This window comes from Streptomyces sp. NPDC030798, assembly GCF_055572275.1.
Genome location: NZ_JBVIDR010000015.1, coordinates 163539 through 178150, shown reverse-complemented (window position 1 = coordinate 178150; position 14612 = coordinate 163539). Strand labels below are relative to the sequence as shown.

At 68.8% G+C, this 14612-nt stretch carries 10 protein-coding genes and 6 pseudogenes; 7 read left to right on the top strand and 9 right to left on the bottom strand.

Annotated elements, in window-relative coordinates; translation table 11 throughout:
• Nucleotides 1-198: 198 nt before the first annotated feature.
• Nucleotides 199-705: a MarR family winged helix-turn-helix transcriptional regulator gene (locus tag ACZ404_RS30290; RefSeq protein WP_468445329.1), complete on the top strand. Its 507-nt coding sequence runs from the start codon at nucleotides 199-201 to the stop codon at nucleotides 703-705.
• Between the two features lie 174 nt (nucleotides 706-879).
• On the opposite strand, the gene ACZ404_RS30285 is transcribed toward ACZ404_RS30290, so the two are convergent.
• From ACZ404_RS30285 to ACZ404_RS30265, 5 genes and pseudogenes are all read right to left on the bottom strand, one after another.
• Nucleotides 880-2379, bottom strand: a complete 1500-nt coding sequence (locus ACZ404_RS30285; protein ID WP_468445327.1) for a long-chain-fatty-acid--CoA ligase — start codon at nucleotides 2377-2379, stop codon at nucleotides 880-882.
• Nucleotides 2380-2645: 266 nt separating this feature from the next.
• Nucleotides 2646-2840: pseudogene (locus ACZ404_RS30280) on the bottom strand (hypothetical protein); the annotation flags it as partial.
• A 346-nt stretch (nucleotides 2841-3186) separates the two neighbouring features.
• On the bottom strand, nucleotides 3187-4905 hold the full coding sequence (locus ACZ404_RS30275; protein ID WP_468445325.1) for a CocE/NonD family hydrolase: 1719 nt from the start codon (nucleotides 4903-4905) through the stop codon (nucleotides 3187-3189).
• A gap of 297 nt (nucleotides 4906-5202) precedes the next feature.
• Nucleotides 5203-5568 carry an ATP-binding protein gene (locus ACZ404_RS30270; RefSeq protein ID WP_468445323.1) on the bottom strand — a complete coding sequence of 122 codons (366 nt, stop codon included), beginning with the start codon at nucleotides 5566-5568 and terminating at the stop codon, nucleotides 5203-5205.
• Between the two features lie 380 nt (nucleotides 5569-5948).
• Nucleotides 5949-6566, bottom strand: coding sequence for a TetR/AcrR family transcriptional regulator (locus ACZ404_RS30265; protein ID WP_468445321.1), 618 nt, complete (start codon nucleotides 6564-6566; stop codon nucleotides 5949-5951).
• Nucleotides 6567-6752: 186 nt separating this feature from the next.
• Between ACZ404_RS30265 and ACZ404_RS30260 the strand changes: the two are divergent.
• A pseudogene (locus tag ACZ404_RS30260) lies at nucleotides 6753-7477 on the top strand (IS5 family transposase); the annotation flags it as partial.
• 31 nt (nucleotides 7478-7508) lie between these two features.
• Here the strand turns inward: ACZ404_RS30260 and ACZ404_RS30255 are convergent.
• The 3 genes and pseudogenes from ACZ404_RS30255 to ACZ404_RS30245 form a co-directional block, all read right to left on the bottom strand.
• Entirely contained in the window at nucleotides 7509-7886 is a 378-nt protein-coding gene (locus ACZ404_RS30255) for a VOC family protein (RefSeq protein ID WP_468445319.1), read from the bottom strand.
• 66 nt (nucleotides 7887-7952) lie between these two features.
• A pseudogene (locus tag ACZ404_RS30250) lies at nucleotides 7953-8324 on the bottom strand (ATP-binding protein); the annotation flags it as partial.
• 373 nt (nucleotides 8325-8697) lie between these two features.
• Nucleotides 8698-8856, bottom strand: a complete 159-nt coding sequence (locus ACZ404_RS30245; RefSeq protein ID WP_468445317.1) for a hypothetical protein — start codon at nucleotides 8854-8856, stop codon at nucleotides 8698-8700.
• Between ACZ404_RS30245 and ACZ404_RS30240 the strand changes: the two are divergent.
• From ACZ404_RS30240 to ACZ404_RS30220, 5 genes and pseudogenes are all read left to right on the top strand, one after another.
• Nucleotides 8856-8975, top strand: a pseudogene (locus tag ACZ404_RS30240) (IS630 family transposase); the annotation flags it as partial. The gene ACZ404_RS30245 and the pseudogene ACZ404_RS30240 sit on opposite strands and share 1 nt — an antisense overlap.
• A 4-nt stretch (nucleotides 8976-8979) precedes the next feature.
• Nucleotides 8980-9234, top strand: a complete 255-nt coding sequence (locus tag ACZ404_RS30235) for a DUF6192 family protein (RefSeq protein WP_468445442.1) — start codon at nucleotides 8980-8982, stop codon at nucleotides 9232-9234.
• Between the two features lie 256 nt (nucleotides 9235-9490).
• Nucleotides 9491-10291 (top strand): hypothetical protein, encoded by an 801-nt coding sequence (locus tag ACZ404_RS30230; protein ID WP_468445315.1) that lies wholly within the window; start codon nucleotides 9491-9493, stop codon nucleotides 10289-10291.
• Nucleotides 10292-10759: 468 nt separating this feature from the next.
• Nucleotides 10760-11179, top strand: a pseudogene (locus tag ACZ404_RS30225) (telomere-associated protein Tap); the annotation flags it as partial.
• 66 nt (nucleotides 11180-11245) lie between these two features.
• Nucleotides 11246-12764 (top strand): annotated as a pseudogene (locus tag ACZ404_RS30220) (helicase associated domain-containing protein); the annotation flags it as partial.
• Between the two features lie 79 nt (nucleotides 12765-12843).
• On the opposite strand, the gene ACZ404_RS30215 reads toward ACZ404_RS30220, so the two are convergent.
• Nucleotides 12844-14100 carry a VWA domain-containing protein gene (locus tag ACZ404_RS30215; protein ID WP_468445313.1) on the bottom strand — a complete coding sequence of 419 codons (1257 nt, stop codon included), beginning with the start codon at nucleotides 14098-14100 and terminating at the stop codon, nucleotides 12844-12846.
• Nucleotides 14101-14612: the final 512 nt, after the last annotated feature.

Genomic DNA, 14612 nt, shown 5'->3' with positions numbered 1-14612 from the left:
GGTCGATGCTCCGCCCGACCGGGGGCGCGGCATATCGGCCGGCCCCTGAACCCCGGACCGAGGGAGCGCCACACCGGCGAGGCCTCGGTCCACTCCGCGGGTCGAGCCGTGTGGCCCTAGTTTATTGGTCGACCAATTGATGGAGATGAGATGATGTGCCGTCCAACGACTCGCCGCCCTCAGGGAGGAACAGCCACCATGCCGTCAGCGTCCGAATCGGTCCGGAGCAAGGACGACGCGGTACCGACCGTCGCCGACGCCCCGATGAGCGAGGCGCTCTTCCGCGCCGCCCGTGTGCACCGGATCATGGCGGCCAACCTGCTGCGTGATACGGGCCTGTACCCCGGGCAGGAACTGCTGATGATGCAGCTCTGGGCACAGGGTGAACAGCGCCAGGCCGATCTGATCAAGACGCTGGCCCTGGATCCGTCCACCGTCACCAAGATGCTGCAGCGTCTCGAGCAGTCCGGGTTCGTCACCCGCAGCCCCTCCCCGCACGACCGGCGGGCAGCCGTGGTGAAGCCCACCCGGGCCGGCCTGGCCCTGCGAGACCGGGTTCATCAGGCCTGGCGGGACCTGGAGGCGATCACGGCAGCGGGGTTCACGCAGGAGGAGTACGAGCAGGCGATGCGCGTCCTGACCCGGATCGAGACCAACCTCAATCGCACGCCGTCCGCGGACGCTGAGCCCTCGGCTTCGACGTGATCACGGCACGGCCGGTCACCCGGGGCACCGGTCCGGCGCGCGGTTGCGGCGGTACTCCCCATCGCTTGCGGCCGCGGACCCGTCTTCGTGAGAGGGGCGGAACAGGACACGGGCATCACCAACCGGCTCCGTCGCCGGCGCGCCCGGACGGCCTGTCGGGGGTCGACCGCCCCGTCAGCTCGGCGGCAGCACGATCTCGCGCTTGAGGATCTTCCCGGTGGCACCCTTGGGCAGGGCATCGACGATCCGGACCACGCGGGGGTATTTGTAGGCGGCGACGCGGGACTTGACGAACTCGCGAAGTTCATCGGCCCCTGCCCCACTGCCGGGCTTGAGGGTGACGACGGCGGCGACCTCGTCACCGTGTACGGCGTGCGGAACGGCGATGACAGCGGCCTCGGCCACCGCCGGGTGCTCGTAGAGAACCTCCTCGACCTCCCGCGGGTAGACGTTGAATCCGCCGCGAATGATGAGGTCCTTCTTCCGGTCCACGATCCTGAAACTGCCGTCGCGGTCGCGCACGCCGATGTCGCCGGTGCGGAGCCAGCCGTCCGGGACGGCCTCGGCGGTGGCCCCGGGGTTGCGCCAGTAGCCCTTCATGACGTTGTGCCCGCGGATGACGATCTCGCCGGGGGTGCCGTCGGGCACCTCGGCGCCGTCCGGGTCGAGCACCCGCATCTCGACGCCGTCGACCGGGGTGCCGATGGAGCCGGGGCGGCGGGGGCGGTCGGGGTGGTTGAAGCAGGCGACCGGGGATGTCTCGGACAGGCCGTAGCCTTCGAGAACCGTGCAGTCGAAGGCGGTTTCGAAGGCGTGCAGGATCTCCACCGGGAGTGAGGCTCCGCCGGAGACGCACACCCGCAGCGACGCCGTGTCCGCTTGACCTGCCGCTGCGAGCAGCGAGCCGTACATCGTCGGGACGCCGAGGAACGCGGTGACCCGGTCCCGTTCGACGATCTCCAGGGCCCTGCCCGCTTCGAAGCGGGGCAGCAGGGTCAGGCAGGCACCGGCCGCGACAGCGCAGTTGAGGCCGACGACCTGGCCGAAGGCGTGGAAGAGCGGCAGGCCGCCGAACACAACGTCCTGTTCGGTGAGTTGAAGGAGTGTGGTGCGGGTGACCGCGGTGTTGCGCACCAGGTTGTCGTGGGTGAGCTCGGCACCCTTGGGCCGGCCCGTCGTGCCGGAGGTGTAGAGGATCACCGCCGTGTCGGTCGGCGCCCGGGAGGCCACCTCCGCAACCGGGTCGTGGCCCGCCAGTAGTCCGTCGAGCCCGTCCGCGGGCACCGCGACGCGCGCCGTTGCGGCGGCCAGGGCGCCCCGGTGCGCTTCCTCGGCCTGGTGCGGGGCGAACAGGAGGGAGGCCGCGGAGTCGTCCAGGTGGTACTCCACCTCGCGTGCCTTCAGCAGCGGATTCATCGGTACCACGACGGCCCCGGCACGCAGGATGCCGTAGTACAGGACGGCGAACGCGGGGACGTTCGGCAGCATCAGGCCGACCCGGTCGCCCGGCTTCACCCCGGTGCTCAGCAGGAGGGACGCGGCCCGGGCGCTCGTCTCGTCGAGCTCGGCATAGGTGAGGGTGGCGCCGTCGAGCCGGACGGCCGGGCGGTCGGGATGGCGCGCCGCCGAGTCCACCAGGATCGCGGCGAGGTTGGAGTGGGGGCTGGAAGGCATGTGCATGGCTCCTTAGGCGTCCCGGACCGACTGCCGGATGACGCTCCGAACTTTCAGTGGATCGATCGGGTTTCTTCGGCTTGTTGCCATGTCTCCTGGGTCAGTCGGCACTGCCGGGAGCCATGAGCGGTATGAGTACGGCGGCGACGGCCAGGTGCATCAGCGCCACAGTCGCCTCGGCGACGGCCATGCGGGTCCAGACGATCACGGCCCGGTCGCCTCAACCGGTCCAGTGCCCATGTCGACGCTGCGGCGAGCAGGGCGACGACGAGCGTGGTGCCGGCGAGGCGGGGCAGGCCCACGGCCCGGGCCGGCCATCTGCCTCCGGGCCCGATGCGGAGCTCGACGCCCAGGACGTGGGCAGCGGTCCACAGCGGAGTCGTGGCCAGGACGGAGCCGCCGATCGCGTATGCGGTGCGGCGCAGGTCCGAGGCGGCCGGGCGGATGGGTGGGGTTGTCATCGGGTTGCTCCGGCATGCGTTGGAACGGTCCCGCCGCGGCGCGGCAGGATGCGACAGCGCCAGCGCACGGTCGGGAGTTCGGGAAGGAAGCGGGCTGCCGTGATGTCCGCGGGCTTCACCGCTGCGGTCGAGGGTGGTGAGCACGCCGAGCCGGGCAGGGTGATCGCCGGTACTGGGATGCCCGGGGTCACGTCCATGACGCCGGGGCCCCACGGAATGATCGAGACGAGCGAAGCGCACCGGCGGACGCCATGGCACAGGACTGGTGTGCTCTTGTACCGGTGTGCTCTTGCCGTGTCCGGTCGTCGGCGAGGGGGCGGCCCCGGCGAGTCGTCGGGTGTCGCGTTCATTCCCCTCCCAGGATCGGAAGGAGAAGTCGTGAGCTGGAGTGCACCGTGTTGACGGCCGGGGCGCCGACGGGGGCGTGACTGAAATGCATCATGGGGCGGAAGTGCTCACGGGTGTCGTCGCTGGTGAGGATGAGCCGGATGCGGTGCCCTCGGTGGAACCGGCGGGCGTTGGCGACCAGCGGGATGCGGTAGTCGACCGGCTCGCCCAGAGGGACGGGCTCCCGCGTCTTCATCGAAAGGACCGGCCGGCCTGTCTCACTCGCGTCCTCGTCGACGTGGCGCATGCTGGCGCGTAGCCAGCCCTGGGTTATGTCCGTGGCCTTGCCGTCCGGGCCGACGTCCTGCAGGAGCAGGATCCATCCCGTGTCGTACTCACTGCTGGTGGCGGTGAGCCGCAGTTCGGGGTAGCCGACCATGTCGAGGGCTCCAGGAAGGGGGGCACTGGTCCAACTCAGCTGGGCGGGGAGGCCATGCCCGCCGTGAGTGGCGTAGCTGCGCTCACCCGGCCGCTCGTCGCCCGCGAGAGAAGCGTCGGCGTTCAGAGCCAGGGCTGTGTGTGTGGCCGGCGGGGGCCAGGAGTCGGCGGTGCGCCACTGCTCGGCACCCGGCAGCCAGTAGCGGATGGCAGGGCCTTCGAGAATGCCGGTGTCCCGTCCCTTGAGCCAGTGGTCGAACCAGGCGAGGGCCTCGAAGTGCATGCTCTCCCATGGCCAGGGCAGGCTGTCCGCCCCGAGCATGGCCATGCGCACGTGAGGGTTGCGGGCGAGGCTCTCCCAGGCTGCGAAGAGGCCGGACAGATGGAGAGAGACGTTGGACCAGTCGCCGCCGAGGTAGACGGGGATGTCGACATCGGCGAGCAATCCGGTCACGTCACGGTCGTCCCACCACGCGTCGCCGACAGGGTGCTCGGTGGCCACCGCGTTCAACAGGTCGTCCCAGGGGTGGGCGGCGCGCGGCAGGTGCTGGATCAGCTGTAGGGCGCGGTGTGCCTGGACGGAGTCGATGTGGTCGAACCGACGGTGGACGGCGGGAACGGCCAGGACTTTGCGCAGGAGACGGGACGGGCTGCTGCGGTAGAGACGGTCGCCGTGGGCGGACAGGACGCCCAGTGCGTGGAACCAGGTGGTGACGAAGGAGGCGTTCATCAGGCCGTTGTGGTAGGTGGCTTCCCGGGCCTGGACGGTGACGTTGAAGGGAAACAGGGCCTTGAGGTGAGGCGGGCGCTGGGTGGCCGCCTCCATCTGGGTCATGGCGTAGTAACTGATGCCGATCATGCCCACGTTCCCGTCGCACCACGGCTGCTCGGCAACCCACTCGACCAGGTCGAACAGGTCCCTGCGTTCCTGTGCGTCGAAGAAGGTGTAGGTGCCGCCCGAGCCCACCGTGCCGCGGAGGTTGGCTATGACATGGGCGTAGCCGCGCGGCACCCAGAAGTCACTCGCGCCGGCCTCGATGATGGATGCGGGGAGGCCCAGGTCCTGGATCTGGCGTGGATAGGGGGCCGCCGCGACGAGTGCGGGATACCTGCCGTCCGCATCGGGGCGGCGGACGTCGGCCAGGAGCCGGATGCCGTCGCGGACCGGAACGGGCACGTTGTCCTCGCGGGCCATCCCGTGGAGAGCCGGGGACAGGTTGCGGTAGTGACGACCGGTGGTCTGCGGTCCGTTGAGCCGACGCTGACCGGGCCGCACCCCCGCTGCCTTGAACCGAGCCATGGCACCCTCATTTCCACATGTAGGGAAATTAACGGGTGCTCACGGTACGCGCACCCCTTGCCGCAGGCAAGAGAAATTTCAGTACAGTGTGAAATTGAGCTGCACCAGGCGCGATCCCGGCACGGCCCAGCCGACACACCGCACGTCGGATAGCCGTAGCCCCGCGCCGCCCCGGGCGGACGCAGTCATGCACTCCCGCAACCGATCGTCCGCCTTCACGCGACCGCCTGGTGACGCGCCCCTCAGCCCCGGGCCCGCATGGCGACCGACTCCCCCGCCGGCGTCACCCCAGTGGATCTACACCTCGAACCAGACGCGTTTGCCATTCCGGAGCGGGACGGTTCCCCAGCGGACGGCAAGGGCATCGACCAGAGCCAGGCCACGCCCGCCCTCGTCCTCGCCCCCGGCGCTGACAAGGGCGGGCAGGCCACGCGAGCCGTCGGTGACGGTGACCCGGGCGCCACGCTCGGCGGCATGAACGGTGATGAGCAGGGTGCGGCCACCGGCGCACTTGATCGCATTGCCCACCAACTCGGAGACCAGCAACTCGGCGACATCGGCCAGGTCGGCGAGGCCAAGCTCGGCGAGACGCCTGGCGACGATGTCTCGGGCCAGGGCCGCGGAACGCGGATCACACGGCACGATGCCCACCCGCGCGGCCACCCCGCCCTCACCCTGCCGCGGGGGCGCCGCTCCGCTCGCCGGAGAGGCGACTACGGATGCGGCACCCCGTGCGCCCGCGCCGGGACGGCAGGCGTCAACGGAGGGCCGGCCGCCGCTACGGACCGGGACCAGCACGCCGTCCTCACACGTCGCCATCTGGGGAAGAGGGGATTCGTGGCACTGACGACTGATGGCCCGGAGCCCATTGGGTCGGCGCGGACCGAGTTCGACGCCAGCGGCCCGGGGCTGGGCCATGGCACACTCATTTCCATGTGTCCGGAAATTACCGATTCCCACGGTACGTCGGACACCGCACCGGAGCAAGAGAATTTCTACTCCACATGAAAATAACCAGAGTCCCCTCGGCAGCCACCATCCGGTCAGGCACCCTGCGAGACACCGCCGGCCAGGTCATCCGTGAGGTAGTGCTGCACGACCGGCCCGATCAGGCGGACGACCTGCTCCCTCGGCATGTCGGCGATGCGGTCGATGGCCCAGACGTAACGTGTCATGGCCAGACCCACGATTTGAATGGCCACCAGGTCCGAGCGCAGCCCGGCCTCGTCGTCCGGAAGGCTCGCCGACACGACCGGAAGGACGAGAGCGGAGAAGACGGCGCGCAGGCGCTCCATGGCGTAGGGCTCATGGCTCGCGGCGAGGATGATCGAACGCAGGATCTCCGAAGTGGCCGGATCATCCCACATGGACAGCGCCGCCTCCACAAAGGCCCGTCCGCGCTCCTCCAGCGGCACCTTGGCAGCCTCGGCGATGCCCTCGCCGAAGACTTCCGGCGGCTCCAGCGCTGCCCTCAGCAGTCCCATCTTGTTGAAGAAGTAGTAGTTCACCAGGGTGGGATCCACATCGGCGGCCTGCGCCACGGCCCGCAGGGACGTCCCGCTGTACCCCTTCTCGGCGAAGGACCTGCGCGCAGCCGCCAGGATGCGGTCCGCCTGCGCCCCCCGCTCCCCCCTGGGACCCCTGCCTGCTCGTGCCGTCATTTCCCGCCATCTCCCTTGCCGGTCCCGCGCTCACTCACGGCCGCGACGAAGTTTCACCACACACTGAAACTGGTTTCACCCTACCGTGAAATCGCGTCCGCCCTCCTGTCGCACAGCACGACTACGCACAGCGGTCTGAACGAAGCGAACCCGGTGGCCGCGACCCCGACGCGACAGAGCAAGTTGTGGTCTGCCGACGGCACCTGGGAGAGGCTGCTCCAGTGCGTCCAGGCCGTCGCTGACGCAGCCGGGGACATCGACTGGGACCATCAACGTCGACTCCACGTCCATCCGCGCCCACCAGCACGCCGCCGGGGCCCCAAAAGCCCCGCCGGCACTGCCGACCGCGTCAAAAGGGGGCATGGCAAGATCGATTTACGTGAGCGCGCACTTGCGCCTGCTGGCGGTGCTTCAAGAAGCAATCCGGCAGACGAGTCCCTCGGCCGGTCCCGGGGCGGGCTGACCACCAAGCTCCACCTTGCTGCGGACGGCAAGTGCCGCCCGCTGTCACTGGTTATCACCCCCGGCCAACGGGCCGACTGCACCCAATTCGAACCCGTGCTGGACAAGATCCGCGTCCCCCGCGCCGGCCTCGGCAGACCTCGCCGGACTGCGCGCAGCGTCAGCGCAGACCGCGCCTACAGCAACGGCGTGATCCGTGCCTACCTGCGACGCCGCGGGATCCGGCACGTGATCCCTGAGAAGCGCGACAGCCGGGGCGCCGGTCTGCGCAAGGGGGGCGGGCGCCCCCGGGCTTCGACCTGGTGCGGTACAAGAAACGCAATACCGTCGAGCGAGCGGTGAACAAGCTCAAGCAATTCAGAGCCGTGGCAACGCGCTACGACAAGCGAGGATATGTTGTCCTGGGTACCGTCACCGCTGCCGCACTCCTCATCTGGCTCCGGTCATGATCACGCTGGGCGTTGCCCCACGGCCTCGTCATCAGTGACGGACCAGGCAGAACGGATGACCTGCGGGGTCGGCGTATATCCGCCAGCTCCTTCCGTCCGCACCGTCATCCAGCACCTTGGCGCCCTGGGTCAACACCTGTTCTTGAGCGCGGTCCAGGTCGGCGACGCCGAAATCCAGGTGGAACTGCTGTGGCCGGCTCGGGTCCGGCCACAGCGGCGGCTGGTAGTCCGCTACCTGCTGGAAGGCCAGGACGAGGCCGAATCCGGTGTGCAACGTGCCCCAGTCCTCGCTGAGCGCCCATCGCCGATCCGGCTGGTTGACGGCGCCACCAAGGAGCGACTGGTAGAACTCGGCGAGTTCACCGGGGTCAGAGCAGTCCAGCACCACGCACTGCAGATCAGCGATCACGGGGGTAGAGCCGATTCGGCTATCTGCGGGCTCGACCACTCATGACTGAGATCGCGGAGACAGGCCCTCGCCGGTGCCGGAGTCTCCGATCAGGCAGAGCGGCTGCCCCTCTTTTTGCTCCACTCGCAGCTGGCGAGTGTGTTGATGGTGGCCGCGTCGATGTTGGGGTTGGCGTCGAAGCCCAAGGTCCGCAGCGACTTCTCCGCGGAAAGCCCGCTGCCTTGATCCGCCGTTCCGAACGGCGGCGGGCCCCGTCGTCGCACTCGGCCATCAGCAGCTCGGCGAGGAAGCCGCGATAGGTCAGCTGGTCCTTCACCGCACGGTCGGCGATGTCGGCGAACTCCTTGCGATCGACGGCAGCCGCAGCGGACGGCAGGCGGTGTCGATGGCGGTGGTGGCGGCCTGCTCGGTCAAGCCTCGCCGGCGTGGCAGGGCCACTGGGCTTCTTCCTCTCGGTGGGCGCCGCCGTCGGCGCGACGGCGCGGAGCAGTTGGTCATAGGGCGTCACCGAGGGCAGCGGCCTGGCGTCCGGCGGAAGGTGGGCCAGCTTCCACTCGTGCAGGACCGTCACGGTCCCCGAGGGCTGTCCCGCTCCGGTGCGCGACGGGCCAAGGGCAACAGGTTCGTCTTCGGCCTGGGCGGCCTTGCGGGCCTCCAGGGCCACCGCGTCCGCGGTCAGGGCCCCGGCCCGCAGGACGGTGGCCAGGCCGGCGACCAGGTACTCGTGCGGGATATGCCGGCCCAGCACCAGCACCTCGATCAGGGCCCAGGTGCCGTCCCGCTCGCCGTGGACCTTCTGGGCCTGGGCCCATCAGGCGTCATGGACCGGGGTGAACCTGCCTGCTGAGCGGGCTTGTTCGAGAGCGGTGGCGCCGGGGAAAGCGCCCGGCTTGCGGATCAGGGCTTCCAGGTAGTGGTCCAGATCCAGGAGGCAGCCGCCCTTGGCGATCAGCCGCTCACGCCGGGCCACTTCCTCGGCTCGAAGCCCTCGTCCGTAACCGGCTCAAGCGCCTGCAGTACAGACCTCACACCCTCGACGGCTTCATAGCGGGCACCGGCCTGATCCTCGACGACTCACCCTCACCCTGACGAGCTGAAGTCAGTAACGAAACCCGCAGAGGCTCCCGGACCCCACCCGCCTGGCGGGCGGCCCCGCTGGACGCATGACAGCGCGAAGCGCGTGGTGAAGGTCGACTCCCCGGAGAGCGTCCAGGAGAAGTTCGAGGCCACACATGACCTGACCATGGACGACGCGGTGGCGGCGGTGGTGACCACCGACTTCCTGCGCCGCCCCGCTGTCGCCTCGAAGGCCATGGCTGCCTTCGCAGGCGGACCAGGCCGTCCCTGAGTGGCTGCCTTCTCGTCGGCCGCGTCGGAGTCGAGTGGAGCATTGCTCAACGAGCTGTCAGACAACCGGTGCAGGCCTTAGCCGTGAGCATGACGAAGGGCCGAACGGACGCCGCGCTGCCAGCTAATTCCCACACACGTGGAAATTAGCTATCGTGTGAGCCGACAGACCCCACAATCACCTGGGGCCCTGCGGCGTTGGCGAGCCGTGAGGAACTACCCGCCGCCGGGACCCACTTCTCCACGTAGAGGAACGCATGCGCATCCGTGCCACCGTGGCCGCCGTCTCCGGCGCCCTGGCCCTCTCCGCCCTCGCCATCCCGGCCGCACAGGCCACCACCACGCCGGCTCCGACCCTCAACGTCACCTTCTCCAACGTTGAGGTCGACAACGGCAAGACCAACTTCGTCGTCGGCGCCACCGGCAAGGTCGCCGTCCCGCTGACGTACACCCTGAACCACCCGGCGAGCGTCCCCGTCACCGACGTCGTCAGCGGTGTCGAGTTCTACCGCGGCGCGCCGATCCCGGACATCGCCACCGTGTTCTTCATCGGTGACGGCCCGGGGACCTGCACCACCGTCTCCAGCACGGCCCTCAAGTGCGCCGAAACGATCACCCTCGCCGCCTCCGAGCTGCGTGCCTCGGACGCCGGCACCCTCACGGTGGGCGGTGGTGCGATCGACGAGAAGACCGGGGTCATGAAGGCCCAGGGCGACCTCGGCAAGGTCACCCTCAAGCGCGCCGCCAGGCTTACCGCCAACGCCACGCCCGAGCCGGTGAAGAAGGGCCGGACGATCACCGTCTCCGGCCAGCTGACCCACGCGGACTGGAACGGCGCCGGCACCTACTGCGGCTACGGCAACCAGTCGGTGAAGCTCCAGTTCCGCAAGAAGGGCTCCACCACCTACACCACCCTGGACACCATCAGGACGACCACCACGGGCGCCCTGAAGGCCACGGTCACCGCCTCGGAAGACGGCTACTTCCGCTACCGCTTCGCAAGAACGGGGACGACGTCGTCGGTCACCTCCGCGGCGGACTTCGTGGACGTGCAGTAGCACGCAATGCACTAACTTCCGCCGCCAGGCCGGAAAGCGGCGGTCGACCCACTTCCAAAGGAACTCCAGGACGACCGCCGCCACCGCCGAAATGCCCACCGCAATCACGTCGTCAACGAGGCCAAGGCCGACCGTACCGCCGGCAGGCCCAGTTCGCGGACCAGGACGCGGCCCCGCAACTGCAGCGCACCGGACACAGCACCCAGTCCATGGACCTGGTCACGTCCTGCGCCCAGTTACGTCGACGTGAAGCAAACACCCGGTTCCGGCCCCGGACACCAGAAGGACCTGCCCAGCAGGTCGCACCGGCAGCGGCTCCAGCGGCAGCAGCCGTGCGCACGGACCCCAGGTCTGCTCGCTGCCATCCCGGCTGGTCACCAGCGTTGTCCACCACCAGCAGCCACCGCCGCACCCGCCCCAACTGTCGCCACACCACATCCGGTAGGCTCTCCTGCCCCGCTCTCGCGGCCTCCAGCTCTGTCGAGTGCACCGGACGAGGAGGGCAGGCGGCATGCCGAGCACCGGTCCGGCTCGCTGGGCACCCAGTGGATGGACTCGGCGCCGTGCGAGGCGCACGACGGACACCCTGTCCTCGCCGACCTGCCCCGCTTCCACGTACGCGGCCCCGACGAGCTGCTCTTCGAGGAGGCCTACGACTGGGCCCGGGACCTGACCGACGCCGAGTGCATGAAGCGCCATCTGGTGGGCATCGACGTGAACCTTGCCTTCGGTGCGGCCGCCAACGGCGCCGTCGTCGGCCTCACCTCGCCGCCGGTCCACGTCACCAACCCGGCCTTCGACGCGGCGCTGCCCGGCTCCTGGTTGGTCGACCTCTCCCACGTCGACCTGAACCGGGTGAAGGTCGGCAAGCGATGGCGCGACTGCGACCACGCTTCACGACACCCAAAACACCAGCTCAACGCCACCCCGCACATCACCACAGACGGTAAAACGGACGAGGCGCACTCAACCGCGGGTGATCTCGGGCGGCCGTGGGCGGCGATCCACGACAACGCCCGCATCCCCGCCGACTTCCGGCTCTACCTCACCGCCACCCCGCGCATCCTGGCATCGTCCCGGCCGCAGAAGGGCGCGGAAGGCAAGGAGCTGGAGCTGGCATCGATGGGCCAGGACTCCGACACCTATGGACCCTGGCTGGCCGAGCTCGGGCTCTCGGAGGCGATCGAGCGGGGCATCCTCGCCGGGTTCGAGATCGACGTGCTGGAGATCCGCGACCCCTCCTCCGTCCTCGGGGAATCGGAGGAGGCGCAGCGGGGGCGGCGCCTGGCGCTTTTGCAGACGGCGCTCCTGGAGCACGCCGCGGCGTACAACTTGCGTACGGTCATGACCTTTCACCAAAGGGTGGAGGAGGCCATGGCGTTCGCGGAGAAACTGCCGGAGACGGCCGCAAAGTTGTACGCAGGCGACGCCTCCGACGCGGATCTGGCGGCTGCGGACCGGTTGCCGAAGTCGTCGATCGGCGCGGAGTTCTACGAGCTGGAGGCCGGCCGCCATGTTCCGCCGGACCGGGTGTGGTCGGCGTGGCTGTGCGGCGATCACCTCGTCACCGAGCGGCGCGAGGTGCTGCGCCAGTTCGCGAACGGCATCGATGCCTCGGGTCGGCGGTGCTGGGTCACCAGGCACTGATCCGCTGGCGGAAGGAAAATGAGATCGTCGGCCTCTACGCCGTTCCCTACGACGTTGAGGTCGAAGTCGGGGCAACGAAATTCTTTCCACTTGGGCGATGGGTGCACCAGCAGAGGAAAGCCCTGCGGGCCGGAGAGCTCGATCCCCACCGCAAGGAGCTGCTCGACGCGCCGGAGGCCGGGATGGTCTGGGAACCGGGCGAAGAAGCCTGGGAGGCCAAGCTCGCCGCGCTGCGCTCCTACCGGCGGGCCACCGGACACCTCGCTCCGCGCCAGGACGCGGTCTGGGGCGAGGGCGAGGCGATGGTGCCGGTGGGTCAGCACATGGCCAACCTGCTGACCCGGACTGGAACTGCCCCTGGCCCCTGGACTGGCAACGCCACTACCGCGTCCTCACCGACCTCGCCGCCGACGAACCCCACGGCGTCCTGCCCGACATCGCCCCAGGCGTGCTCATGGACGGCGACGACCTCGGCAAGTGGCTGAAGTGACAACGCCGCAGCTGGGCGGAGCTCTCCGAAGAACAGCAGCAGCGGCTCACAGCGCTGGGCGTGAAACCCGCCGAACGCCACGCCCCGGCCCCGATGGCAAAGGGCGGAGGGAAAGGATCAGCCTTCCAGCGCGGTCTGGCAGCCCTCGCCCAGTGGATCCAGCGCGAGGGCGTCCAGAAGGCAGTGCCGAGGGGCCACGTCGAACGCGTCGTCATCGACGGCCAGGAGCACCAGCACAAGCTCGGCGTATGGCTATCGAACACCAAATCGAGGCGCGACAAGCTCACCCAAGGCCAGCTCGCCGCGCTGCGGGGCTCGGGCGTGGAGTGGGCATAATGATCACGTGGCGCAAGTCGGCCCGGCTAGTGCAGTGTTGCAAGTGGATAGCAGCCCAGGCCTGGTTCGATGTAAGGCCTCACGATCGCATCCAGGTAGCGAAGGCGTCGACAAGGCCCGTGTAGAACCTCTCGCCGGGCACCGATCCCGGGTTTTTGCTGGCGTCGTAGAACGCGACGTTGGTGAAGGTGGCAGAAACGGAGGCGTTGAGGTTTTTGTAGAAGGCGAGCTTGCCGCGCCCGAATCCGACAAACAGCCAGAAGACCCCCAGCGAGGCGGTGTTCTGGAGCATGGAGCGGACCTCTGCTTTGTCCCAGGGCTCGTCACCGACCTGGGTCACGATGAAGGCGGGGTCTGCAGCGCCGGACTCCTGATAGTGGCTGACGGCGCGGCGCATCGCGTCGGCGACGTTGCCCCAGCCCCAGTCGACTTGGGTATGCAGCTGTCCGATGCGGCCCCGGTAGTTGTCCAGCCGGATCTCCTCCAAGAACGGCTCTCGACCGCTGGAGAAGATCACGGGCACCGTGCCGTCGTCGTCGAGGTTGGCAGACAGGGCCAGGACGCGTTCGGCGAAGGCCTGCACGGCGAACGACTCGTACAGCTCTTCCATGTGCCAGTCATGATCCAAGATCAGGTAGACGGCAGCTCGCCGCCCCGTAATCCCTCGGTCTGCGAGAGCCTGGCCGGCCTGCCGCGCGGGAGCCAACAGGCCCGGTGCTTGTCGCTCCACCTTCGTCAGGTCCACCGCAGCGGTCGTAGCCGTGCGTGTCTGGGCAGGAATCAGCGCGGCAGAGGGCTCGGGATCGACATCTACGCCGTAGTCGGTTGCCAGCCCCGCAAGGCCCGAGGCGTAGCCCTGTCCCACCGCGCGGACCTTCCAGCCATCACCGCGGCGGTACAGCTCCGCCAGGACTACGACGGTCTCCCCTGACCCGAAGTCCGGCGCGGTGAAAGACGCAGATGGGACACCACTCTGGGCGATCGTCAGCTGCGGTGCTCGCGTGAAGACGGCGCCTGGCTGCAGCGGGTCAGCACTCACCACAACAACTACACGGTGCACGTCTGCCGGCAGACGAGGAAGATCCGCAATGACAACCGCGCCCTCAACGGACACACCGTCCTGGGCCGGATGGTTGTAGAAAACCAGGTCATGATCGCCGCGAACCTTGCCATCAGAGCCGAGCAGCAACGTGGACACGTCCGCCGAGAGCCCCTGCACCGCCACTGACAGCACCGTCCGCGCTGTCAGCAGAGACACGTTCTCGCCCTTACGCAGCGACATCGTCCGCATTCCCGCCCCCCGTTGATCACCGGAGAAGAAACGGTAGTCACCCATACGCGCATCTGCGGTCACTTCGCCGCATCTGGCATGCACATCCTTCACGCGCTGGCCTGGGCGATCCCTCACTGCCCACAGACCGGAACGGCCACCGAGACGCCTACATGGCCTGACCCGAGACACACAGCAAACTGATCAGAGCCCAGGCCAGACAGTCCGCCCTCTGATCCAGGACACCCCCGGGACAGCTGGGCGTGGAGTGGGCGTAGACCTGCAACCTGACCCGGATGTCCGACAGGTCGCGTGCACTTCCCGTACGGAAAGCGCACGTATGCTGTACGGACTGCGGGCGGCTAGTAAGCGGGGCTCACGCCAGCTCGGGGATTCAGCGCGGGCTCCCATCATCCGCCAACCGCGGGCGCAGCACGGTGTCCGATGCCCGAGATCGACTGAACCGCCGATTCAAGCGAGCAGCACGGCATCCCCAGGTCGAAACCCGGCCTCACTGCGCGCAAAATACCGCTCCTCAACAGGGCCGCTTTGTCCTCGTGAACGGCACCACGGACCGC

Coding starts and splice junctions, on each gene's coding strand:
- ACZ404_RS30290 (WP_468445329.1), top strand. CDS start 199: ATGCCGTCAGCGTCCGAATCGGTCCGGAGCAAGGACGACGCGGTACCG.
- ACZ404_RS30285 (WP_468445327.1), bottom strand. CDS start 2,379: ATGCCTTCCAGCCCCCACTCCAACCTCGCCGCGATCCTGGTGGACTCG.
- ACZ404_RS30275 (WP_468445325.1), bottom strand. CDS start 4,905: ATGGCTCGGTTCAAGGCAGCGGGGGTGCGGCCCGGTCAGCGTCGGCTC.
- ACZ404_RS30265 (WP_468445321.1), bottom strand. CDS start 6,566: ATGACGGCACGAGCAGGCAGGGGTCCCAGGGGGGAGCGGGGGGCGCAG.
- ACZ404_RS30230 (WP_468445315.1), top strand. CDS start 9,491: ATGCGCATCCGTGCCACCGTGGCCGCCGTCTCCGGCGCCCTGGCCCTC.
- ACZ404_RS30215 (WP_468445313.1), bottom strand. CDS start 14,100: ATGGGTGACTACCGTTTCTTCTCCGGTGATCAACGGGGGGCGGGAATG.